Source organism: Streptomyces flavovariabilis (genome assembly GCF_000725785.1).
GTDB classification, from domain to species: domain Bacteria; phylum Actinomycetota; class Actinomycetes; order Streptomycetales; family Streptomycetaceae; genus Streptomyces; species Streptomyces hawaiiensis.
Map to the genome: position 1 here is coordinate 28404 of NZ_JNXD01000030.1, position 17295 is coordinate 45698.

Sequence of the window (17295 nt, forward strand, 5' to 3'; positions counted from 1 at the left end):
CCCATGTGCACGGTTGGCGATCAAGGAGACCCGAGGATGCCCGCTCCCCGCACCGTCCTGCTCACCGGCGCCGCCGGCGGCCTCGGCACCCTGATGCGGGACCTGCTCCCGGACTACGGCTACGACCTGCGCCTGCTGGATGTGCGCCCGATCGAGGATGCGCCGGACGCGATCATCGCCGACCTGGCCGACCGGGACGCCGTGCGCGAGGCGGTCCGGGGCGTCGACGCGATCATCCACCTGGCGGGCATCTCCCTGGAAGCTCCCTTCGAGAAGATCCTCAAGGCGAACATCGAGGGCACCTACCACCTGTACGAGGCCGCCCGCGAGGAGGGCGTCGGCCGGATCGTCTTCGCCTCCTCCAACCACGCCGTCGGCTACACCCCGCGCCCCCAGGGCGACACACCCCTCGATCCGGGCGCGCTCATCCCGATCGACACCCCCCGCCGCCCGGACACCTTCTACGGCCTGTCCAAGTGCTTCGGCGAGGACCTCGCCCAGCTCTACTGGGACAGGCACGGCATGGAGACGGTCTCGGTGCGCATCGGCTCCTGCTTCCCCGAGCCGACCAGCGTGCGCATGCTCTCGGTGTGGATGAGCCCCGCCGACGGCGCCCGCCTCCTCCACGCCGCCCTGACCGCCGAGCACGTCGGCCACACCGTCGTCCACGGCTCCTCCGCCAACACGCGGCTGTGGTGGGACCTCGGCACCGCCCGGGCGCTGGGCTACGAGCCGCAGGACGACTCCGAGCCGTACGCCGAGAAGCTCATCGCCGAGCAGGGCGAGCTGCAGGACGGCAACGAGGCACACGCCTACCTGGGCGGCCACTTCGTGACGGACCCCCCGATCTGGCCGTACTGACCGGAAAGAGCCGACGCACCAGGGCGGGCGGGCACCGAACGGGCCCGCCCGCCGCCGCGTTCGGGCACCATCGCTGCCCGAACTCACGCACCGGTCACCGCCGACGCAGGTCCGCACCGGGCACACCTCTTGCCGAACGGGCACAAACGGGCAGCATCGAGCCCGCAACAGGCCTGGTCAGTACCGCATCCCCGCTGTAGAAATTCCCCCACGGGCCGCACCGGGCCCGAACGGGCAGCACCAGCGGAAGGCAGGGGTCGGCATGAGCACGCACACGGCGGAAGAACGCCGGCGCGAGATCGTGCTGGCCGCACGACGTGACGGCTCGGTCGACGTCACGGCCCTCGCCGCCGAGCTGAACGTGGCCAAGGAAACCGTGCGGCGAGACCTGCGCGTCCTGGAGGACCACGGCCTGCTCCGCCGCACCCATGGCGGCGCCTACCCCGTGGAGAGCGCCGGCTTCGAGACGACGCTCGCCTTCCGGGCCACGAGCCACGTCCCCGAGAAGCGCCGGGTCGCGACCGCCGCGGCCGAGCTGCTCGGCGACGCGGAGACCGTCTTCGTCGACGAGGGCTACACCCCGCAGCTCATCGCCGAGGCGCTCCCCCGGGACCGGCCGCTGACCGTGGTCACCGCGTCCCTGCCGGTCGCGGGCGCCCTCGCCGAGGCCGAACACATCTCCGTGCTGCTGCTCGGCGGACGGGTGCGGCGCGGCACCCTCGCCACCGTCGACCACTGGACGACGAAGATGCTGTCCGGCTTCGTCGTCGACCTGGCGTTCATCGGCGCCAACGGCATCTCCCGCGAACACGGCCTCACCACCCCCGACCCGGCCGTCAGCGAGGTCAAGGCACAGGCGATCCGGGCCGCCCGCCGCGTGGTCTTCGCGGGCGTGCACACCAAGTTCGGAGCGGTCAGCTTCTGCCGGTTCGCCGAGGTCGCCGCACTGGAGGCGATCGTGACGAGCACACTGCTGCCGACCGCCGAGGCCCACCGGTACTCCCTTCTCGGACCGCAGGTCATCCGCGTCTGACCCCCCATCGACCGTCCATCGACCCCACGTCCCCCCAGGGCGCCCGCACGCCCTTCGACGCCCCTTATCTCCCCATACATCCAGGAGCGATCCATGCGAACCCAGAGCCGACGACGGCCCCCGCGAGCCACGCTCGCCCTGGCCGCCGCAGGGACGCTGCTCGCCCCGCTGCTCTCCGGCTGCTGGGTCGGCGCGGGCGGGGCCGGATCCGGCGGCGACGCCATCAACGTCCTGATGGTCAACAACCCCCAGATGGTCGAGCTGCAGAAGCTGACCCGCGCCCACTTCACCGAGGAGACGGGCATCAAGGTCAATTTCACCGTCCTCCCCGAGAACGACGTCCGCGACAAGATCAGCCAGGACTTCGCCAACCAGGCCGGCCAGTACGACGTCGCCACACTGTCCAACTACGAGATACCGATCTACGCCCGCAACGGCTGGCTGCGCGAGATGAACGGCTACGTCGCCGAGGACCCGGCCTATGACGAGCAGGACGTCCTGAAGCCGATGCGCCAGTCCCTCACCGCCGACGACGGCAAGCTCTACGGCCAGCCCTTCTACGGCGAGTCGTCGTTCCTGATGTACCGCAAGGACGTCTTCGAGCAGCAGGGCCTGACGATGCCCGCGCACCCCACCTGGCAGCAGGTGGCGGACCTCGCGGCGCGGACGGACGGCGCCGAGCCCGGCATGAAGGGCATCTGCCTGCGCGGGCTGCCCGGCTGGGGCGAGGTGATGGCCCCGCTCACCACGGTGGTGAACACCTTCGGCGGCACCTGGTTCGACACGGACTGGAAGGCGCGGCTCGACTCCCCGGCCTTCCGGAAGGCGACGAAGTTCTATGTCGACCTGGTGCGCGAGCACGGCGAGTCCGGCGCCGCCCAGTCCGGCTTCGCCGAGTGTCTGAACAACATGACCCAGGGCAAGGTCGCCATGTGGTACGACGCCACCTCAGCGGCCGGATCCCTGGAGGCGGCGAACTCCCCGGTCAAGGGCAAGGTCGGCTACGCCCCCGCCCCCGTCGAGAAGACCGAGTCCTCCGGCTGGCTCTACACCTGGGCCTGGGGCATCCAGAAGGCCTCCCGCAACCCGGACAACGCCTGGAAGTTCGTCTCCTGGGCGTCCGGCAAGGGCTACGAGGAACTGGTCGGCGAGAAGGCGGGCTGGTCCAACGTCCCGGCCGGAAAACGGGCCTCGACCTACGCCAACCCCGACTACCGCGAGGAAGCCGGCGCCTTCCAGGAGATGACCAGGGAGGCCATCGAGAAGGCCCGGCCGAACGATCCCGGGGTGCAGCCGCGTCCCGCACCCGGCATCCAGTTCGTCGGCATCCCCGAGTTCACCGACCTCGGTACCAAGGTCTCCCAGGAGATCAGCGCGGCCATCGCCGGACGCCAGTCCGTCGAGTCGGCCCTGAAGAAGTCTCAGGCGCTCGCCGAGAAGATCTCCGAGGAGTACGAGGGACGATGACCGCCACGACACCGGCCCCCGTGGCCACACCCGAGACGCGCACCCCGGTCCGCCGCCCCTCGGCGCGGCTGCGCGCCTGGGCGACCCGGGCCCCGCTGCTGCCCGCCCTGATCTTCATGATCGTCGTCACCCAGCTGCCCTTCGTGGCCACGCTGGTGATCTCCTTCTTCGACTGGAACTCCCTCTATCCCGACGCCCGCCACTTCACCGGCGTCGACAACTACCAGGAGGTCCTCACCGACCCGGACCTGCGCCACTCGGTGTGGACGACCGTGCTGCTGACCGTGGCGGTGGTCCTGGCCAGCCTGGTCCTGGGACTCGTCCTGGCGCTGCTGCTGGACCGGAGGTTCCGTGGCCGGGGCATCGTACGGACCTTGCTGATCGCACCGTTCCTGGTGGTGCCGGTCGCAGCGGCCCTGCTCTGGAAACATGTGCTCTACAACCCCGAATACGGCCTGTTCAACGGGTTGTTGCACTATGTGGGCGGGCCACAGCCCGACTGGATCTCCACCACCCCGCTGCTCGCGGTCGAGGCGTCCCTCGTCTGGCAGTGGACGCCGTTCATGATGCTGATCCTGCTCGCCGGCCTGCAGAGCCGCGACCACGAGCAGATCGAGGCGGCCCGGGTCGACGGCGCGAGCGACTGGCAGATCTTCGTCCACCTGACGCTTCCGCACCTGCGCCGCTACCTCGAACTGGGCGCCCTGCTGGGCTCGATCTACATCGTCCAGAACTTCGACGCGGTCTTCACGATCACGTCCGGCGGCCTGGGCACCGCCAATCTCCCCTACACCGTCTACCAGAGCTTCTACCAGGCCCACGAGAACGGCCTCGCCTCGGCCGCGGGCGTCCTGGTGGTCATCGGCTCGATCGTCATCGCGACCTTCGCCCTGCGCGTGGTGTCGTCCCTGTTCCGCGAGGAGGTGTCCCGCGCATGAGCACGACCGCACCGCGTGCCCGCCGTGTCCGTGGCAAGGGAGCGGGCCTGGGCCTGCTGGCCTGGCTGCTCGGCATCGTGTTCTTCCTGCCCATCGCGTGGATGGCGCTGACGTCCTTCCACTCCGAGGCGGACGCGGCGACCAACCCGCCGTCCTTCGCGGCCTCGCTGACCCTCGACGGCTACCGCGAGTTCTTCGGCGCGGGCGGCGGCGCGAGCCCCTGGCCCGCCCTGGTCAACTCCCTGGTCGCGTCCGTGGCCTCGACACTGCTGGTCCTGCTGCTGGCCTTCCCCGCCGCGTACGCGCTGTCCATCAACCGGGTCCGCAAGTGGACGGACGTGCTGTTCTTCTTCCTCTCCACGAAGATGCTGCCCGTCGTGGCCGGCCTGCTGCCGATCTACCTGTTCGCCAAGAACGCCGGGATGCTCGACAACATCTGGCTGCTGGTCATCCTCTACACCTCCATGAACCTGCCGATCGCGGTGTGGATGATGCAGTCGTTCCTCGCCGAGATCCCGGTCGCGGTGATCGAGGCGGCCCGGGTGGACGGGGCACGGCTGCCGACGGTCCTCGCGCGCGTGGTCGCCCCGATCTCCCTCCCCGGTATCGCCGCGACGGCGCTCATCTGCTTCATCTTCAGCTGGAACGAGCTGCTGTTCGCCCGGGTGCTCACGGGTGTGGTCGCCGAGACCGCCCCCGTCTTCCTGACCGGCTTCATCACCAGCCAGGGCCTGTTCCTGGCGAAGGTGTGCGCCGCGTCGCTCGTCATCTCCCTGCCGGTGCTCGCCGCGGGATTCGCCGCCCAGGACAAGCTGGTCCAGGGCCTGTCGTTGGGAGCCGTGAAATGAAGGCCGCCGTCATCGAGTCCGTGGGCAAGGCCGTCGTCGCCGAGGTCCCGGACCCGACACCAGGGCCGCGCGAGGTCGTCGTCGAGGTCGCGGCCTGCGGGCTGTGCGGCACGGACCTGCACATCCTCCAGGGCGAGTTCGCCCCGAAGCTCCCGATCGTGCCCGGGCACGAGTTCGCCGGCGAGGTCGCCGGGGTCGGCACCCAGGTCACGGAGGTGTCGGTGGGCGACCGGGTGGCGGTCGACCCGTCCCTCTACTGCTACGAATGCCGCTACTGCCGTACCGGCCACAACAACCTCTGCGAACGCTGGGCGGCGATCGGCGTGACCACGGCCGGAGGCGCGGCACAGTACGCGGTCGCCCCGGTGGCGAACTGCGTGAAGCTCCCCGAGCACGTCCGCACCGAGGACGCGGCGCTCGTGGAGCCGCTGTCCTGCGCGGTGCGCGGCTACGACGTGCTCCGGTCCCGCCTCGGCGCGCACGTGCTGATCTACGGCTCCGGCACCATGGGCCTGATGATGCTGGAGCTGGCCAAGCGCACCGGCGCGGCGAGCGTGGACGTCGTCGACGTGAACCCGGCCCGCCTGGAGACGGCCCGCCGCCTCGGCGTCTCCGCGTCGGCGGCGAACCCCGACGAACTGGACCGTCCGCAGGGCTGGGACCTGGTCGTCGACGCCACGGGCAACGCGGCGGCGATCCAGGACGGACTGGACCGGGTGGCGAAGGCCGGCACGTTCCTGCAGTTCGGGGTGGCCGACTACGCGACGCGGGTGACGATCGACCCGTACCGCATCTACAACCAGGAGATCACCATCACCGGTTCGATGGCGGTCCTGCACAGCTTCGAACGCGCGGCGGAACTCTTCGCGAACGGCGTCCTGGACCCGGAGATCTTCATCAGCGACCGCATACCGCTGGAGCGGTACCCGCAGGCGCTGGAGCAGTTCGCGGCGGGGGTCGGCCGCAAGATCGTGGTCGTGCCGTAGGGCCTCGGACCACTGCGGCGGGGGCGGTCGGAAATTCAGTGGGCCGCCCTCCCCCGCCCTTCTACGCTCGCGGCATGCCACGAGCCCACGGATTCACCTACGAGCAGCACACGGGCGGCCGGGTCCGCATCAGCCACCACGGCCGCCCCGCCACCACCCTGAACGGCCCCCGGGCCGCGCAGTTCCTCGCCGAGGTCGAGACCTCCGACCCGCAGCTGGTCATGGCCCGCTGGACCGGCAACTACAAGCGGGGCAACGAACGCACCGCCCGCGCCCACCCCCGCAATCGCCGGTGACCCGATTGGCCCCAAGGTAAGGGAACGGCAAAACCACCTCGCTCGTTCACCCGGCATGACAGCTATGACCCCCGGCTCGAACATCCCCCTGTCCGCCGCCCGCGTGACGGTGGACGTCACCGCCCCGGTGCGGCTCGACGTATCGGGCCTGCTGCTCACCGCCGACGGCAAGGTGCGCTCCGACGACGACTTCATCTTCTACAACCAGCCCTCGGGCCCGGGCGTGACGTACCGCTCGGGCGGCGGCAGTGCGCCCGACGCGATCGTGGTCGACACGACGGCCGTGCCCTCCGGCATCGAGAAGATCGTCGTCACGGCGAGCCCGGACGCCGCGGGCCAGACCTTCCAGGGCATCGAGCCGACGGCCACCATCCGCAACGCCGACGACAGCTCCGTCCTGGCCACGTTCACGCCCCCGCAGCTCGGCGGCGAGACGGCCCTGGTCATCGTGGAGGTCTACCAGCGCAACGGCCAGTGGAAGGCCCGCGCCGTCGGCCAGGGATACGCCAACGGCCTCGCGGGCATCGCCACGGACTTCGGAGTCACGGTGGAGGAACCGGCCGCCGCCCAGCCGGTGACCCCGCCCCAGCCGGTGACCCCGCCGCCGGCCCCGGTGCAGCCGCCGGCCCCGCCCGTCAGCACCCCCGCCGCGCCCGCGGCCGCCCCGGCCACGCCTCCTCCGCCCGCCCCTGGCGCCGGGAAGATCAACCTCGACAAGGGCCGCGTCAGCCTCCAGAAGAACCAGACCGTCTCCCTGATCAAGGGCGGCCGTCCCCTGCTCTCCTCGGTGAAGATGGGCCTCGGCTGGGAGCCGGCCTACCGCGGCAAGGACATCGACCTGGACGCCTCGGTCATCGCCTACGGGCCGCAGCGCAACCACATCGACAGCTGCTACTTCGGCAAGCTCCAGATCGTGGGCGGCGCGATCCGGCACTCCGGGGACAACCTCACGGGTGAGGGCGGCGGAGACGACGAGGTCATCACCGTCGACCTCGGCCGCCTGCCCCAGGAGGTCACAGGCCTGGTCTTCACGGTCAACTCCTTCTCCGGCCAGAAGTTCACGGAGGTCGCCAAGGCCTACTGCCGCCTCCTGGACGGCGCGACCGGCGAGGAACTGGTCCGCTTCGACCTCACCAGCGCCGAGGCGCAGACCGGCGTGATGATGGCCAAGCTGATCCGCCAGTTCTCCGGCGAGTGGGACATGACGGCCATGGGCGACTTCGTGAAGTCCCGCACGGTGAGGGGAATGGTGAAGCCGGCGGCCCAGGCCCTGTAACCCACCGAACCGGCCTCCGGGGACGCCCCCTCACCAGGGGGCGTCCGGCCCAGTCCGGCCCACTCGCTCAGCACCGACGACACGCGCTACGGCGGCAGCGGCCGATCAGCGCCGCCCCGCCGCCAGCCCCTCCATCAGCAGTGTCAGATACCGCCGGATGTGCCGGCCCTCCCCGTCCGCCAGTTCCGAGGCCGTAGCCACCCCGTGCGCCAGCCGCAGCACGTCGACCGGCTCGACGTCCCGCCGTAGCGTGCCCTCCTCCTGCGCCGCCCGGACCAGCCGCCCCGCCGCGGCCTTGACCGAGTCGCCGCAGGCCGTGTTCACGAGGGAGCCGGAGTCCGTGACGGCCGGGCCCAGCAGCGCCTTCAGCCCCCGCATCCGGGTCAGCCCGGCGCCGAGTTCGTACAGCCACTCCCCCAGCGCCTCGCCCGGCGGCAGTTCGGCCGCCAGCTCATCGGCCCGGGCCGCGATCGCCTCGACGCGGTCCAGGTACGCGGCCTCCAGCAGCGCCTGCCGGGTCGGGAAGTGCCGGTACAGCGTGCCGGAGCCGACCCCGGCCCGCTTGGCGATGTCGTCGAGCGACGCGCCTTCCCCGTGCTCGGCGAAGGCCTCCACGGCGATCGTCAGCAACCGCTCGTAGTTGCGCCGGGCATCCGCCCGCATGGGCCTGACCTGCACCACGCGACCACTCCTCACCGACCGGGACTTACTCCGCACCTTACCGAGAGGCCGGACCCGGGTCCGGCCTCACATCTTCATCGCCCCCGCCGCCAGATCCCGCAGGAAGTGCCGCGCCCCGAACAGGAACACCACGATCAGTGGGATGACGCTCATCAGCGCACCGGCCATCACCAGGGCGTAGTCCGCGTTGTAGAGGACATTGAGGTTCGCCAGCGCCACCTGCAAGGTCACCTTCTCCGGGTCGATCATCACGACCAGGGGCCAGATGTAGTCGTTCCAGAGGCCGATGAACGTGAAGATGCCGAGGAAGGCCAGAGCCGGGCGGAAGAGGGGCAGCGCGACCTGCGTGTAGAGGCGGAAGAAGCCGGCGCCGTCGATCCGCCCGGCGTCCAGCAGTTCGTCGGGCAGGGAGTTCTGGGCGTACTGGCGCATCCAGAAGATGCCGAAGGCGTTGGCCGCGCCGGGGATGATCAGCGCCTTCAGCGAGCCGGCCCAGCCGAACTCGGCGATGGTGACGAACTGCGGCACCAGGGACAGCTGGGCGGGGATCATGTACGTGACCAGCAGCATGCCGAAGAGGAACTTCTTCGCCGGGAACTCGTACTTGGCGAAGGCGAAGGCCGCCAGCGAGTCGAAGAACAGCACGAGCGCGGTGCCGACGACGGCCACCACGACCGTGTTGAGCAGTGAGCCGAAGAAGTCGATCGTGTCGAGCACCCGGCTCATGTTGTCCAGCAGATGCGGGCCCGGCACCAGCTTGGGCGGGTAGCCGTAGATGTCCTGGGTCGTGCCGGAGGCCATCACCACCAGCCAGTAGAAGGGGAACAGCGAGATCAGCACGCCGAGCAGCAGTACCGCCCGGACACAGATCCGGGAGAGCCTGCTGCCGGAGCCGATCGCGAGCCCCGCGCTGCCGGTCGTCCGGTCGTCAGCGGCCATCACGAGCCCCCTTGCGGCGCAGCAGTCCGGCGATGCCGGGCCGGCGGTCGTCGCGGTCCGAGCCGGACACCAGCCGCCAGTTGATGATCGTGAACACCGCGATGATGGCGAAGAGGAGCCAGCCCATCGCGGCGCCGTAACCGAACTGGTGCTCCTTGAAGGCCTTCTGCCACAGGTAGAGCACGATGGTCATCCCTTCCTGACCCGGTCCGCCCGTGGTGCCGACGTCGGTCGACTGGAAGAGCACCTGGGACTCGGTGAAGACCTGCAGGCCGTTGATGGTGGAGGTGACGGCGGCGAAGAGGACCACCGGACGCAGCTGCGGCACCACGACGCGGAAGAGGGTCTGCCGGCTGTTCGCGCCGTCGACGCGCGCGGCCTCGAAGTGCTCGGTGGGGATGGCCTGGATGCCCGCCAGGAAGATCAGCGCGTTGTAGCCGACCCACCGCCAGATGATCATGATGGAGACGGACGACTTGATGCCCCACTCGGAGGACAGCCAGCCGATCCCGTCCAGACCCACGGCCCTGAGCACCGCGTTGGCGAGGCCCGCCTGGGCGAAGACCGAGCCGAAGACGATGGTCATGGCGACCATCGAGGTGACGTTGGGGATGAAGTACGCCACCCGGTAGGCACCGGCGAAGCGGACCTGCGAGTGCAGCAGGAACGCCAGCACGAGCGCCAGGAAGAGCATCGGTACCGTGGACAGGAACCAGATCTCGAAGGTGTTGAGCACCGCGTGCCAGAACACCGTGTCCTGGAGCAGCCAGCCGTACTGCTTGAGTCCGACGAACCGCATGTCCCCGATGCCGTCCCAGTCCTGGAAGGACAGGTACATGGAGAAGACCACGGGGAAGGCGCCGAAGACGGCGAACAGCACGTAGAACGGGGAGATGGCGAGCAGCGGCGGGAGGAACCGCCGGCGTCCGCCGGGAGGGGCGGACGTGCCACGGCGGTCCGGGCGCCGCTCGTCGGCCGTGGGCGCACCGGCCGGGTCGAGAACCGTGGCCATGTCAGCTCACCCCCAGCCGTGTCAGCGCGGTCTCGGCGGTGTTCACGGCGTCCCGCCAGGCCCGCTCGGGGTTCTTGCCGAGCGTCTCCACATTGGTCAGCTCCTGGAAGAACGGGGTGTTGGCGGTCTCCTCGTAGGGGCTGAAGTAGACGACCGGGGCCTTCCGGGCGGCCGGGCCGAAGACGTCGATGGGCTGCTGACCGCCGAAGAAGGGGTCGGGCTTGTGCATCGCCGGATCGGCGTAGGAGGCGGGAGTGGTGGGGAACAGGGCCATCTCCTGGTAGCTCTCGAGCTGGTTCTCCGGGCTCAGCAGCCACTTCAGGAAGGCGAAGGCGGCCTCCGGTTCCCGGCAGTAGCGGGTCAACGTCACATAGGAGCCGCCGTAGTTGCAGGGGCCGTCCGGCAGGGTGGTCAGCCGCCAGGAACCGGCGGTCTCCGGCGCGGTGTCCTTCAGTGTGTTGATGGCCCACACCGCCGTGGTCATGGTGGCGAGGCGGCCGCCGCTCATGGCCGCGTTGAAGTCGGGCGTGCCGTCCGTGATTCTGGCGCTGAGGCCCTGGCGGAGGATGTCCACGGACAGGTCCCAGGCGCGCCGGATGTGCTCCTGGTCGCCGATGAAGCGGTTGTCCGCGTCCACGAACTGCTGCGGGCTCTGGAGCAGCACCTGCTGGAACACGTTGCCGGTGTTGCTCACGAGGTAGGGCTTGCCCGGCCCCTTGCGCCGCAGTGTCCGTCCGGCGGCGATGAACTTCTCCCAGGTGGGAATCTCTTCGGCGACGTCCTGCGGCTCGTGGGGCAGTCCGGCCTCCCGGAACAGGTCGCGGCGGTAGTAGAGCGCGGTGGGCCCGGCGTCCAGGGGGAAGCCGATCATGCGGCCCGTCGGGGTGAAGCAGGCCTTCCACTTCCAGTCGAGGTACCGGTCGCGGACGGACTCGGCACCGAGCGTGCGCAGGTCGAGGAACTCGTCCTCGTCCGGGAAGAACGTGGCGAGGTTGTCGTTGTTCACGACCGTCAGGTCCGGCACGTGGGCCTGGGCGGCCAGACTCGTACGCACCTTGGAGTCGATGTCGCCGTCCGGGACCTGGGAGCCCTTCACCTTCAGCCCCGGAACGCCGGGGACCCCGCGGGCGGCCGTGGCCAGGAGTCGGTCGCTGAGTGAGCCCTTCCAGTACCAGAGGCTGAGATGGTCGGAGCCTGTGGAGGCCGATCCCTCGGCGGTCCCGCACCCCGAGAGCGTCAGCAGGCCGGCGCCCGCGCCGCCCAGGGAGGCCCCCAGAAAGCGTCTGCGGGACATCGTTCGGTGTTCCATGGGCGCGCACTCGCTTTCCGGGCGTGCCGCGGCCGGGGCACAGCGCTTGCCGCGGGCCCGTTCTCACGGGGGTGGGGGGGGGAGGCTTCCGGGATGCGGAAGTGAAGACAACGATGTCGGCGGGCGCGTGGTGGTCGGGCCGACGGTCTCGCGGTGGGGGGTTCTGAGCGTCCGTGAACGTTCACGTGAGCGGTGCCGTCGAGTATCGGGGCGCTCGAAATCCGGTGTCAAGGGAACGGAAGGGCCGGAACGTCAGGCGGAGTCGCGCACCACGAGTTCGGGGGTCACCCACGCGTCCGCGCCCCGCAGCGGTTCCTCGCCCGCGCGCAGCCGGGCCACCTGCTCCACGGCCAGCCGTCCCAGCTGCCGCTTGTCGATGTGCAGGGTGGTCAGAGCCGGTTCGACCAGCTCGCCCAGGGAGAGGCCGTCGAAGCCGAGCACGGCCAGGTCGTCCGGAACCCTCCGGCCCCGACGCCGGGCGGTGCGCATCGCCCCGACCGCGATCAGGTCGTTGAAGCCGAAGACCGCGGTGATCCCGGGCCACGCGGTCAGCAGCCGGTCCATGCCGGCCTCGCCGCCCGCCACGCTGTGCTCGGGGCACACCACGATCCAGTGCTCGTCGACCGGCAGGCCGAGCCGTCGCGCCTGATCCAGGAAGGCCTGCCGGCGGGGACCGGGGCCGTGCACGCCGTCGAGCATGCCGATCCTGCGGTGCCCGGCGCGGAACAGATGGTTCATGCCCTGCTCGACACCGGTGGCGGCGTCGATGCCCACGGCGGCGAACCGGGTCTGCTGCGGGCCACGCTCCAGCAGCACCAGCGGCACGCCTCCGAGGTGCCGGGTGAGCACGTCGTCCGGGTTCTTGAAGTAGCCCACCACCGCGTCCGCCTGGTGGGAGAGCACGTCGAGCGCCTCACGCTCCCTGGCCTCGTCGATCCGGGAGTCCCACACGACGACCTGCCAGCCGCGCTGCTCGGCGGCTTCCAGCACCCCGGCGGCCACCTCCGGGAAGAACGGGTTCCGCAGGTCGGGGATGACCAGGCCCGCGGTGACGGCCCCCTTCTGGACGAGTCCGCGCGCGAACCGGCTCGGCCGGTAGTCCAGGAGCCGCGCCGCCTCCAGGACCCGTTCCTTGGTGCCGGGGTCGATCTCACCCTTGTCGTTGACGGCCCGGGAGACCGTCTGGCGTGACACCCCGGCCAGCCGTGCGACGTCGTGGATCGTGGCCCGGCGCCGGGCACCGTCGGGCCGCCCGGCACTCGGCTCCGCACGCTGATTGTCCGTCCACACGGTCAGCACTGTATCCGGCACGGCAGCCTGCCCGGCAGGGGCAGCCGGACGCACACCCTCCGGATACCCACCGGCACCGGCCCACCCGCGCGGACCCGCACCCGCGGTACGACGCAAGGGGACGTGCCGGGGGGGTGTCCGCCCGCAGCTGGTTGGCGCGTCAACGAAGAGTCAGTCGGCGTGAGACTCCATCGCGCCGTTCCGAGGACGGACACCCCCCGGCACGGCCCCGCCCACCGCCCGGCGATGGCGCGCCGGGACGCCGGCCCGTCAGTCGCCCAGCTCGGTGAACAGCGTCAGCTGGAGGGCGCCCGGGGCCTCGAGCCGGGAGTTCAAGGAGTTCCACGGGGTGCGTGTCGGCTCGGCGACGACCTCCGCTCCGGCGGCGGCCAGCTTCGCCGTGGTGGCGACGGAGTCGTCCACCTGGAAGGCGACCCGGATGTGCCCCGCGACCCGCCGCCCCACCTCGACCTCGTCGATGAACGCGGCGTGGTTCGGGTCGGTCAGTTCCAGGGTGGCCCGCCCGGCGTCGAGGATCGTGACCCGCCCGTCCTCCGAGGCGAACGCGGCCTGTTCCGTCAGCCCGAGCACGTCCCGGTAGAAGTGCAGCGCGGCGTCGTAGTCGTCGGCGGTCACGACCAGGCGGAGTTCGCGGACGGCTGGCTCGTCGGACATGGCGGCTCCTCCAGGGCGTAGGTGACCGGGACAACCCGACGGCCCGCCCGATGATTCCCGTCCGCGCCCGGCACCCGACGCTCAGAACAGCGCGCTGTACGCGTTCAGTGCCGGCTGCCCGCCCAGGTGGGCGTAGAGCACCGTGGAGTCGCGGCCGATCTCGCCCCTCGACACCAGGTCGATCATCCCGGCCATGGACTTGCCCTCGTAGACGGGGTCGGTGACCATCCCCTCGGTCCGGGCCGCGAGGCGCATCGCCTCCAGGGTGGCGTCGTCGGGGACGCCGTAGACGCCGGCGTGATACCGCTCGTCGAGTACGACGTCCGCCTCGGTCAACTCCCGTTCGACGCCGATGAGCTGCCCGGTGCCGTGCGCGATCCGGGCGATCTGGGTACGGGTCGCGGCCGGTTTCGCCGAGGCGTCGATGCCGAGTACACGCCGGGGCCGCCCGCCCGCCTCCTCCAGCGCGGCGAACCCGGCGACCATACCCGCCTGGGTCGACCCGGTCACCGAGCACACCACGACGGTGTCGAAGAAGACGCCCAGCTCCCGCTCCTGCTCGGCGACCTCGTACGCCCACCCGGCGAATCCGAGCCCACCGAGGGGATGGTCGGAGGCGCCGGCCGGGATGGCGTACGGCTTTCCGCCGCCCTCCTCGACCTCCTTGAGCGCCTGCTCCCAGCTCTCCTTGAAACCGATGCCGAACCCGGCTTTCACCAGCCGCACGTCGGCCCCGGCGAGCCGGCTGATCAGGATGTTGCCGACCTTGTCGTACACGGCGTCGGGCCAGTCCACCCAACTTTCCTGTACCAGCACGCACTTGAGCCCGGCCCGGGCGGCGACGGCCGCCACCTGGCGGGTGTGGTTGGACTGCACCCCACCGATCGACACAAGCGTGTCGCAGCCCTGCGCGAGCGCGTCGGCGACCAGGTACTCCAGCTTGCGGGTCTTGTTCCCGCCGTACGCGACACCGGAGTTGCAGTCCTCACGCTTGGCCCAGAGGGAGGCGCCGCCGAGGTGTGCGGTGAGCCGCTCCAGGGGGTGCACGGGCGAGGGCCCGAAGAGCAGCGGGTAACGCTCGTACGCGGAAAGGGACATGGGTCCTCCCTGGATGGGTTCCGGTGTCAGTCGGCGAGCTCTTCGAGCCCCCGCCAGATCTCCGCCGTGACGAGGACCGCCTCGTCCACGTCGCCGGTCGCGCAGGCGTCGATCAGCCGCTCGTGCAGCCCGGCCGAGCGGCAGCTGCCGCCCTCGCCGAAGCGCCGCCGCTCCAGTCGGCGGATGAGCGGGGTGTAGCGAGCGACGGTCGCGGCGGCCGCGGAATTGCGGCTCGCCCGGACGAGGACGTCGTGCAGTTCGTCGTCGGCCCGCAGCGCCGCGTCCACGTCCCCGGCGCCCACCGCCGCGGCGAACCGCTCGTTGGCTGCGCGCATCGCGGCGATGTCCGCGGCACCGAGCCGGGGCACGGCGACCCTCGTCACGAGCTCGTGCATGGCGCCGACCACGGCGGCGGCGTCCCGCACGTCGGCGGTCACCAGAGGGGTCACGCGGGTGTAGCTCTGCGGCTTGCTCTCCAGCAGCCCCTCGTCCACCAGCCGGGAGAAGGCCTCCCGCACCGGCGCCCGGGACAGCGCGAGCCGCTCCGCTAGTTCGGCGTCGCGCACGATCGCCCCCGGTTCGATCTCCCCGGCCACGATGGCGTCCCGGATCGCCGCGTACGCCCGGTCCCTGAGCAGGGTGCGGGGCACGGGCCGGATGGCTTCCATGGATTGAAATGTTAGATGTCAGTGCGGCGCTCGACAAGGTGCGCGCACAGACCCGTGGCCCGCACTCCCCACGCGGTGCGGGCCACGGTCTCTCAGGCCGCCCAGGGCCAGTCGGCGTCCCGGGAGGCCTCGATCAGCGGAACCATCCGGAAAGCCGCGTCCGAGAGCCCCCCGAACGTGTGCCGGTTGCCCGTCCCCGACGGGCCGTGGCCCGCCCGGTACCCGGCGAGGTTCCAGGTGTAGACCGGCACGTCGGCCGGGATCTGCTCGGTCGGGTCGCCCCGGTGGTGGTGCGTGTACTGCTCGTCGGTGACGATCAGCACCCGGTCGTGCTTCTTGTAGTGCCGGCGCACCGCCTCCGTGGTGTCGGTGCCGCCCAGGTCGCCGAAGCGGTCGAGGATCTTCAGCACGGACTCGCCCCGGCGGAACGTCACACGGTCGCTCGTGGAGCCGAACTCCACCAGATCCGCGCGCTCCGCCCGCAGCGCAAGCGCCGTACCGAAGATCGCCGCCGCGTCGGCCCGGGTGAGCTCCGAGCGGTCGGACAGCCGGGACCAGAACATCGAGCCCGAGCGGTCCACGAGTACCAGCGTCCGGCCGGGCAGCGCCGGCACGTTGGCCAGCGAGTGGCCGAGCGCCCGCTCCAGGGCGTACGACCAGCGCAGCGACGGCGCGTGCTGGTACGCGGCGAGATACCGGAAGGGGAACTGCCGCGAGCGCGCGACCTCCGCCGGGTCGCTGATCCGCGCGGCGACCCGCTCGGCCACCTCGTCCGAGACACCGGCCTCGTCGAAGTTCCGCAGGTTGCGCACGAGGGCCATGGTGCCCATGGAGGGAATCACGGCCTCCCAGGCCGCCTTGTCCATCGGCCCCTGCAGCCAGCCCGCCAGCGCCTCCCACGTCATCCCGGCCTCGGCCAGCCGCTCGGCACCGCCCTCGGCGGTCACGACCGCACGCCGCTCCTCGACGGGCAGCGCCATCAGCTCGCGGTGCGCGGTGAGGACGTGGTCCGACGGGGGCGGCACGGCGGTGTCCGGGTGGTGCCGGCGGTCGAGGGCGTAGCGGAACAGCTCGCCCTGCCACGGATTGTCCGGGTCCGGCGCCGCGTGCACGAGGTTGAGGATGTCGCCGAAGCGGTAACCCTTGGAGGCGGTGTCGTACTTCAGCAGCGCCTTGCCGTGGTAGAGCCGGCGCACGGCGTCGGCGATACCGCGCTTGACGGGCTTCGGCACAGTGCGGCCGTACATGGCGGTCCAGTACGCGAGCAGTTCGCCGGGCTCGTCGGGCCGCTGGAGGACGGAGGCGACGACCTGCCGGTTGGACGGGCCGTCGGCCGCGCCCGCGTCCAGGCGGGCCTTGACGTACTCGGCGGCGCCGACGACGGAGGCCGTGCGCAGGTTGCCCGCGCCGCGCAGCCAGCCGAGCAGGCCGGCCGTCCACTCCGGGTCGGTGACGGCGAGCTCGCGCACGAGCCGCTGGAACCGGTCGTCGCGGTCGTCGCCGGTCTCGTAGAAGGTCTGCTGGGAGACGAAGTGGGACACGGCGAGCAGGAAGAGTTCGGAGCGGGCGTCCCGCTCGCGGCCCCGGCCGCCCTCGTACGTCCGCAGCACACGCCCCGTGGACGTCACGCGCGAGACGGGACGCGCGCGGGCTGCCTTGGAATTGAATCGCGCCATGGTGAATTCCCCCGAATTCGTTCGTGTTTCGTGATTCCGGGGGAGCGCTGCATGCGGGAAAAGAGGTGGGTGCCCGAGGACAGAAGTCGGCGACGGACTAATGCAGATGCTCTACTCACTTGAGCTACAGCGACCCGAAGTCGCTGACGGGACTCGAACCCGCAACCCTCTGATCCAGGAAGTAACCGTTGCCTTCGCACCGGGCACCCACCACATGCTGCGCCTCCCGAGATCAAGTCGGC

At 70.9% G+C, this 17295-nt stretch carries 17 protein-coding genes; 8 read left to right on the plus strand and 9 right to left on the minus strand.

Annotated elements, in window-relative coordinates:
* Positions 1 to 36 precede the first annotated feature (36 nt).
* From IO24_RS0136325 to IO24_RS0136360, 8 genes are all read left to right on the plus strand, one after another.
* Positions 37 to 861 carry an NAD-dependent epimerase/dehydratase family protein gene (locus tag IO24_RS0136325; RefSeq protein WP_031143520.1) on the plus strand — a complete coding sequence of 275 codons (825 nt, stop codon included), beginning with the start codon at positions 37 to 39 and terminating at the stop codon, positions 859 to 861.
* 262 nt (positions 862 to 1123) lie between these two features.
* Positions 1124 to 1894 (plus strand): DeoR/GlpR family DNA-binding transcription regulator, encoded by a 771-nt coding sequence (locus IO24_RS0136330; protein ID WP_031143521.1) that lies wholly within the window; start codon positions 1124 to 1126, stop codon positions 1892 to 1894.
* Positions 1895 to 1987: 93 nt separating this feature from the next.
* Positions 1988 to 3361: an ABC transporter substrate-binding protein gene (locus IO24_RS0136335; RefSeq protein WP_031143522.1), complete on the plus strand. Its 1374-nt coding sequence runs from the start codon at positions 1988 to 1990 to the stop codon at positions 3359 to 3361.
* The gene (locus tag IO24_RS0136340) at positions 3358 to 4299 is read left to right on the plus strand and encodes a carbohydrate ABC transporter permease (RefSeq protein ID WP_031143523.1); all 942 of its coding nucleotides are present in this window, start codon (positions 3358 to 3360) and stop codon (positions 4297 to 4299) included. Before IO24_RS0136335 ends, IO24_RS0136340 begins: the two co-directional genes overlap by 4 nt.
* Positions 4296 to 5147 (plus strand): carbohydrate ABC transporter permease, encoded by an 852-nt coding sequence (locus IO24_RS0136345; RefSeq protein WP_031143524.1) that lies wholly within the window; start codon positions 4296 to 4298, stop codon positions 5145 to 5147. Before IO24_RS0136340 ends, IO24_RS0136345 begins: the two co-directional genes overlap by 4 nt.
* Entirely contained in the window at positions 5144 to 6133 is a 990-nt protein-coding gene (locus IO24_RS0136350) for a zinc-dependent alcohol dehydrogenase family protein (RefSeq protein ID WP_031143526.1), read from the plus strand. Before IO24_RS0136345 ends, IO24_RS0136350 begins: the two co-directional genes overlap by 4 nt.
* Before the next feature lie 74 nt (positions 6134 to 6207).
* Positions 6208 to 6429: a hypothetical protein gene (locus IO24_RS0136355; protein ID WP_031143528.1), complete on the plus strand. Its 222-nt coding sequence runs from the start codon at positions 6208 to 6210 to the stop codon at positions 6427 to 6429.
* 64 nt (positions 6430 to 6493) lie between these two features.
* Entirely contained in the window at positions 6494 to 7705 is a 1212-nt protein-coding gene (locus IO24_RS0136360; protein ID WP_031143529.1) for a TerD family protein, read from the plus strand.
* A gap of 105 nt (positions 7706 to 7810) precedes the next feature.
* Here the strand turns inward: IO24_RS0136360 and IO24_RS0136365 are convergent, their stop codons facing one another.
* The 9 genes from IO24_RS0136365 to IO24_RS0136405 all read right to left on the minus strand — a co-directional run bounded on the left by IO24_RS0136365 (position 7811) and on the right by IO24_RS0136405 (position 17053).
* Positions 7811 to 8386 carry a TetR/AcrR family transcriptional regulator gene (locus IO24_RS0136365; protein ID WP_031143530.1) on the minus strand — a complete coding sequence of 192 codons (576 nt, stop codon included), beginning with the start codon at positions 8384 to 8386 and terminating at the stop codon, positions 7811 to 7813.
* 66 nt (positions 8387 to 8452) lie between these two features.
* Positions 8453 to 9325, minus strand: a complete 873-nt coding sequence (locus IO24_RS0136370; protein WP_031143531.1) for a carbohydrate ABC transporter permease — start codon at positions 9323 to 9325, stop codon at positions 8453 to 8455.
* Complete coding sequence (locus IO24_RS0136375; RefSeq protein WP_031143533.1) at positions 9315 to 10337, minus strand: carbohydrate ABC transporter permease; 1023 nt, start codon at positions 10335 to 10337, stop codon at positions 9315 to 9317. Before IO24_RS0136375 ends, IO24_RS0136370 begins: the two co-directional genes overlap by 11 nt.
* Position 10338: 1 nt before the next feature.
* Complete coding sequence (locus tag IO24_RS0136380) at positions 10339 to 11631, minus strand: ABC transporter substrate-binding protein (protein WP_031143534.1); 1293 nt, start codon at positions 11629 to 11631, stop codon at positions 10339 to 10341.
* A 267-nt stretch (positions 11632 to 11898) separates the two neighbouring features.
* Positions 11899 to 12936, minus strand: coding sequence for a LacI family DNA-binding transcriptional regulator (locus IO24_RS0136385; protein ID WP_031143535.1), 1038 nt, complete (start codon positions 12934 to 12936; stop codon positions 11899 to 11901).
* 270 nt (positions 12937 to 13206) lie between these two features.
* Complete coding sequence (locus tag IO24_RS0136390; protein ID WP_031143537.1) at positions 13207 to 13611, minus strand: VOC family protein; 405 nt, start codon at positions 13609 to 13611, stop codon at positions 13207 to 13209.
* An 81-nt stretch (positions 13612 to 13692) separates the two neighbouring features.
* Positions 13693 to 14709 carry a 1-aminocyclopropane-1-carboxylate deaminase gene (locus tag IO24_RS0136395; RefSeq protein ID WP_031143539.1) on the minus strand — a complete coding sequence of 339 codons (1017 nt, stop codon included), beginning with the start codon at positions 14707 to 14709 and terminating at the stop codon, positions 13693 to 13695.
* A 26-nt stretch (positions 14710 to 14735) separates the two neighbouring features.
* Entirely contained in the window at positions 14736 to 15377 is a 642-nt protein-coding gene (locus IO24_RS0136400) for a GntR family transcriptional regulator (protein WP_031143541.1), read from the minus strand.
* A 92-nt stretch (positions 15378 to 15469) separates the two neighbouring features.
* Positions 15470 to 17053, minus strand: a complete 1584-nt coding sequence (locus tag IO24_RS0136405) for a TROVE domain-containing protein (RefSeq protein WP_031143543.1) — start codon at positions 17051 to 17053, stop codon at positions 15470 to 15472.
* Between the last annotated feature and the right edge of the window lie 242 nt (positions 17054 to 17295).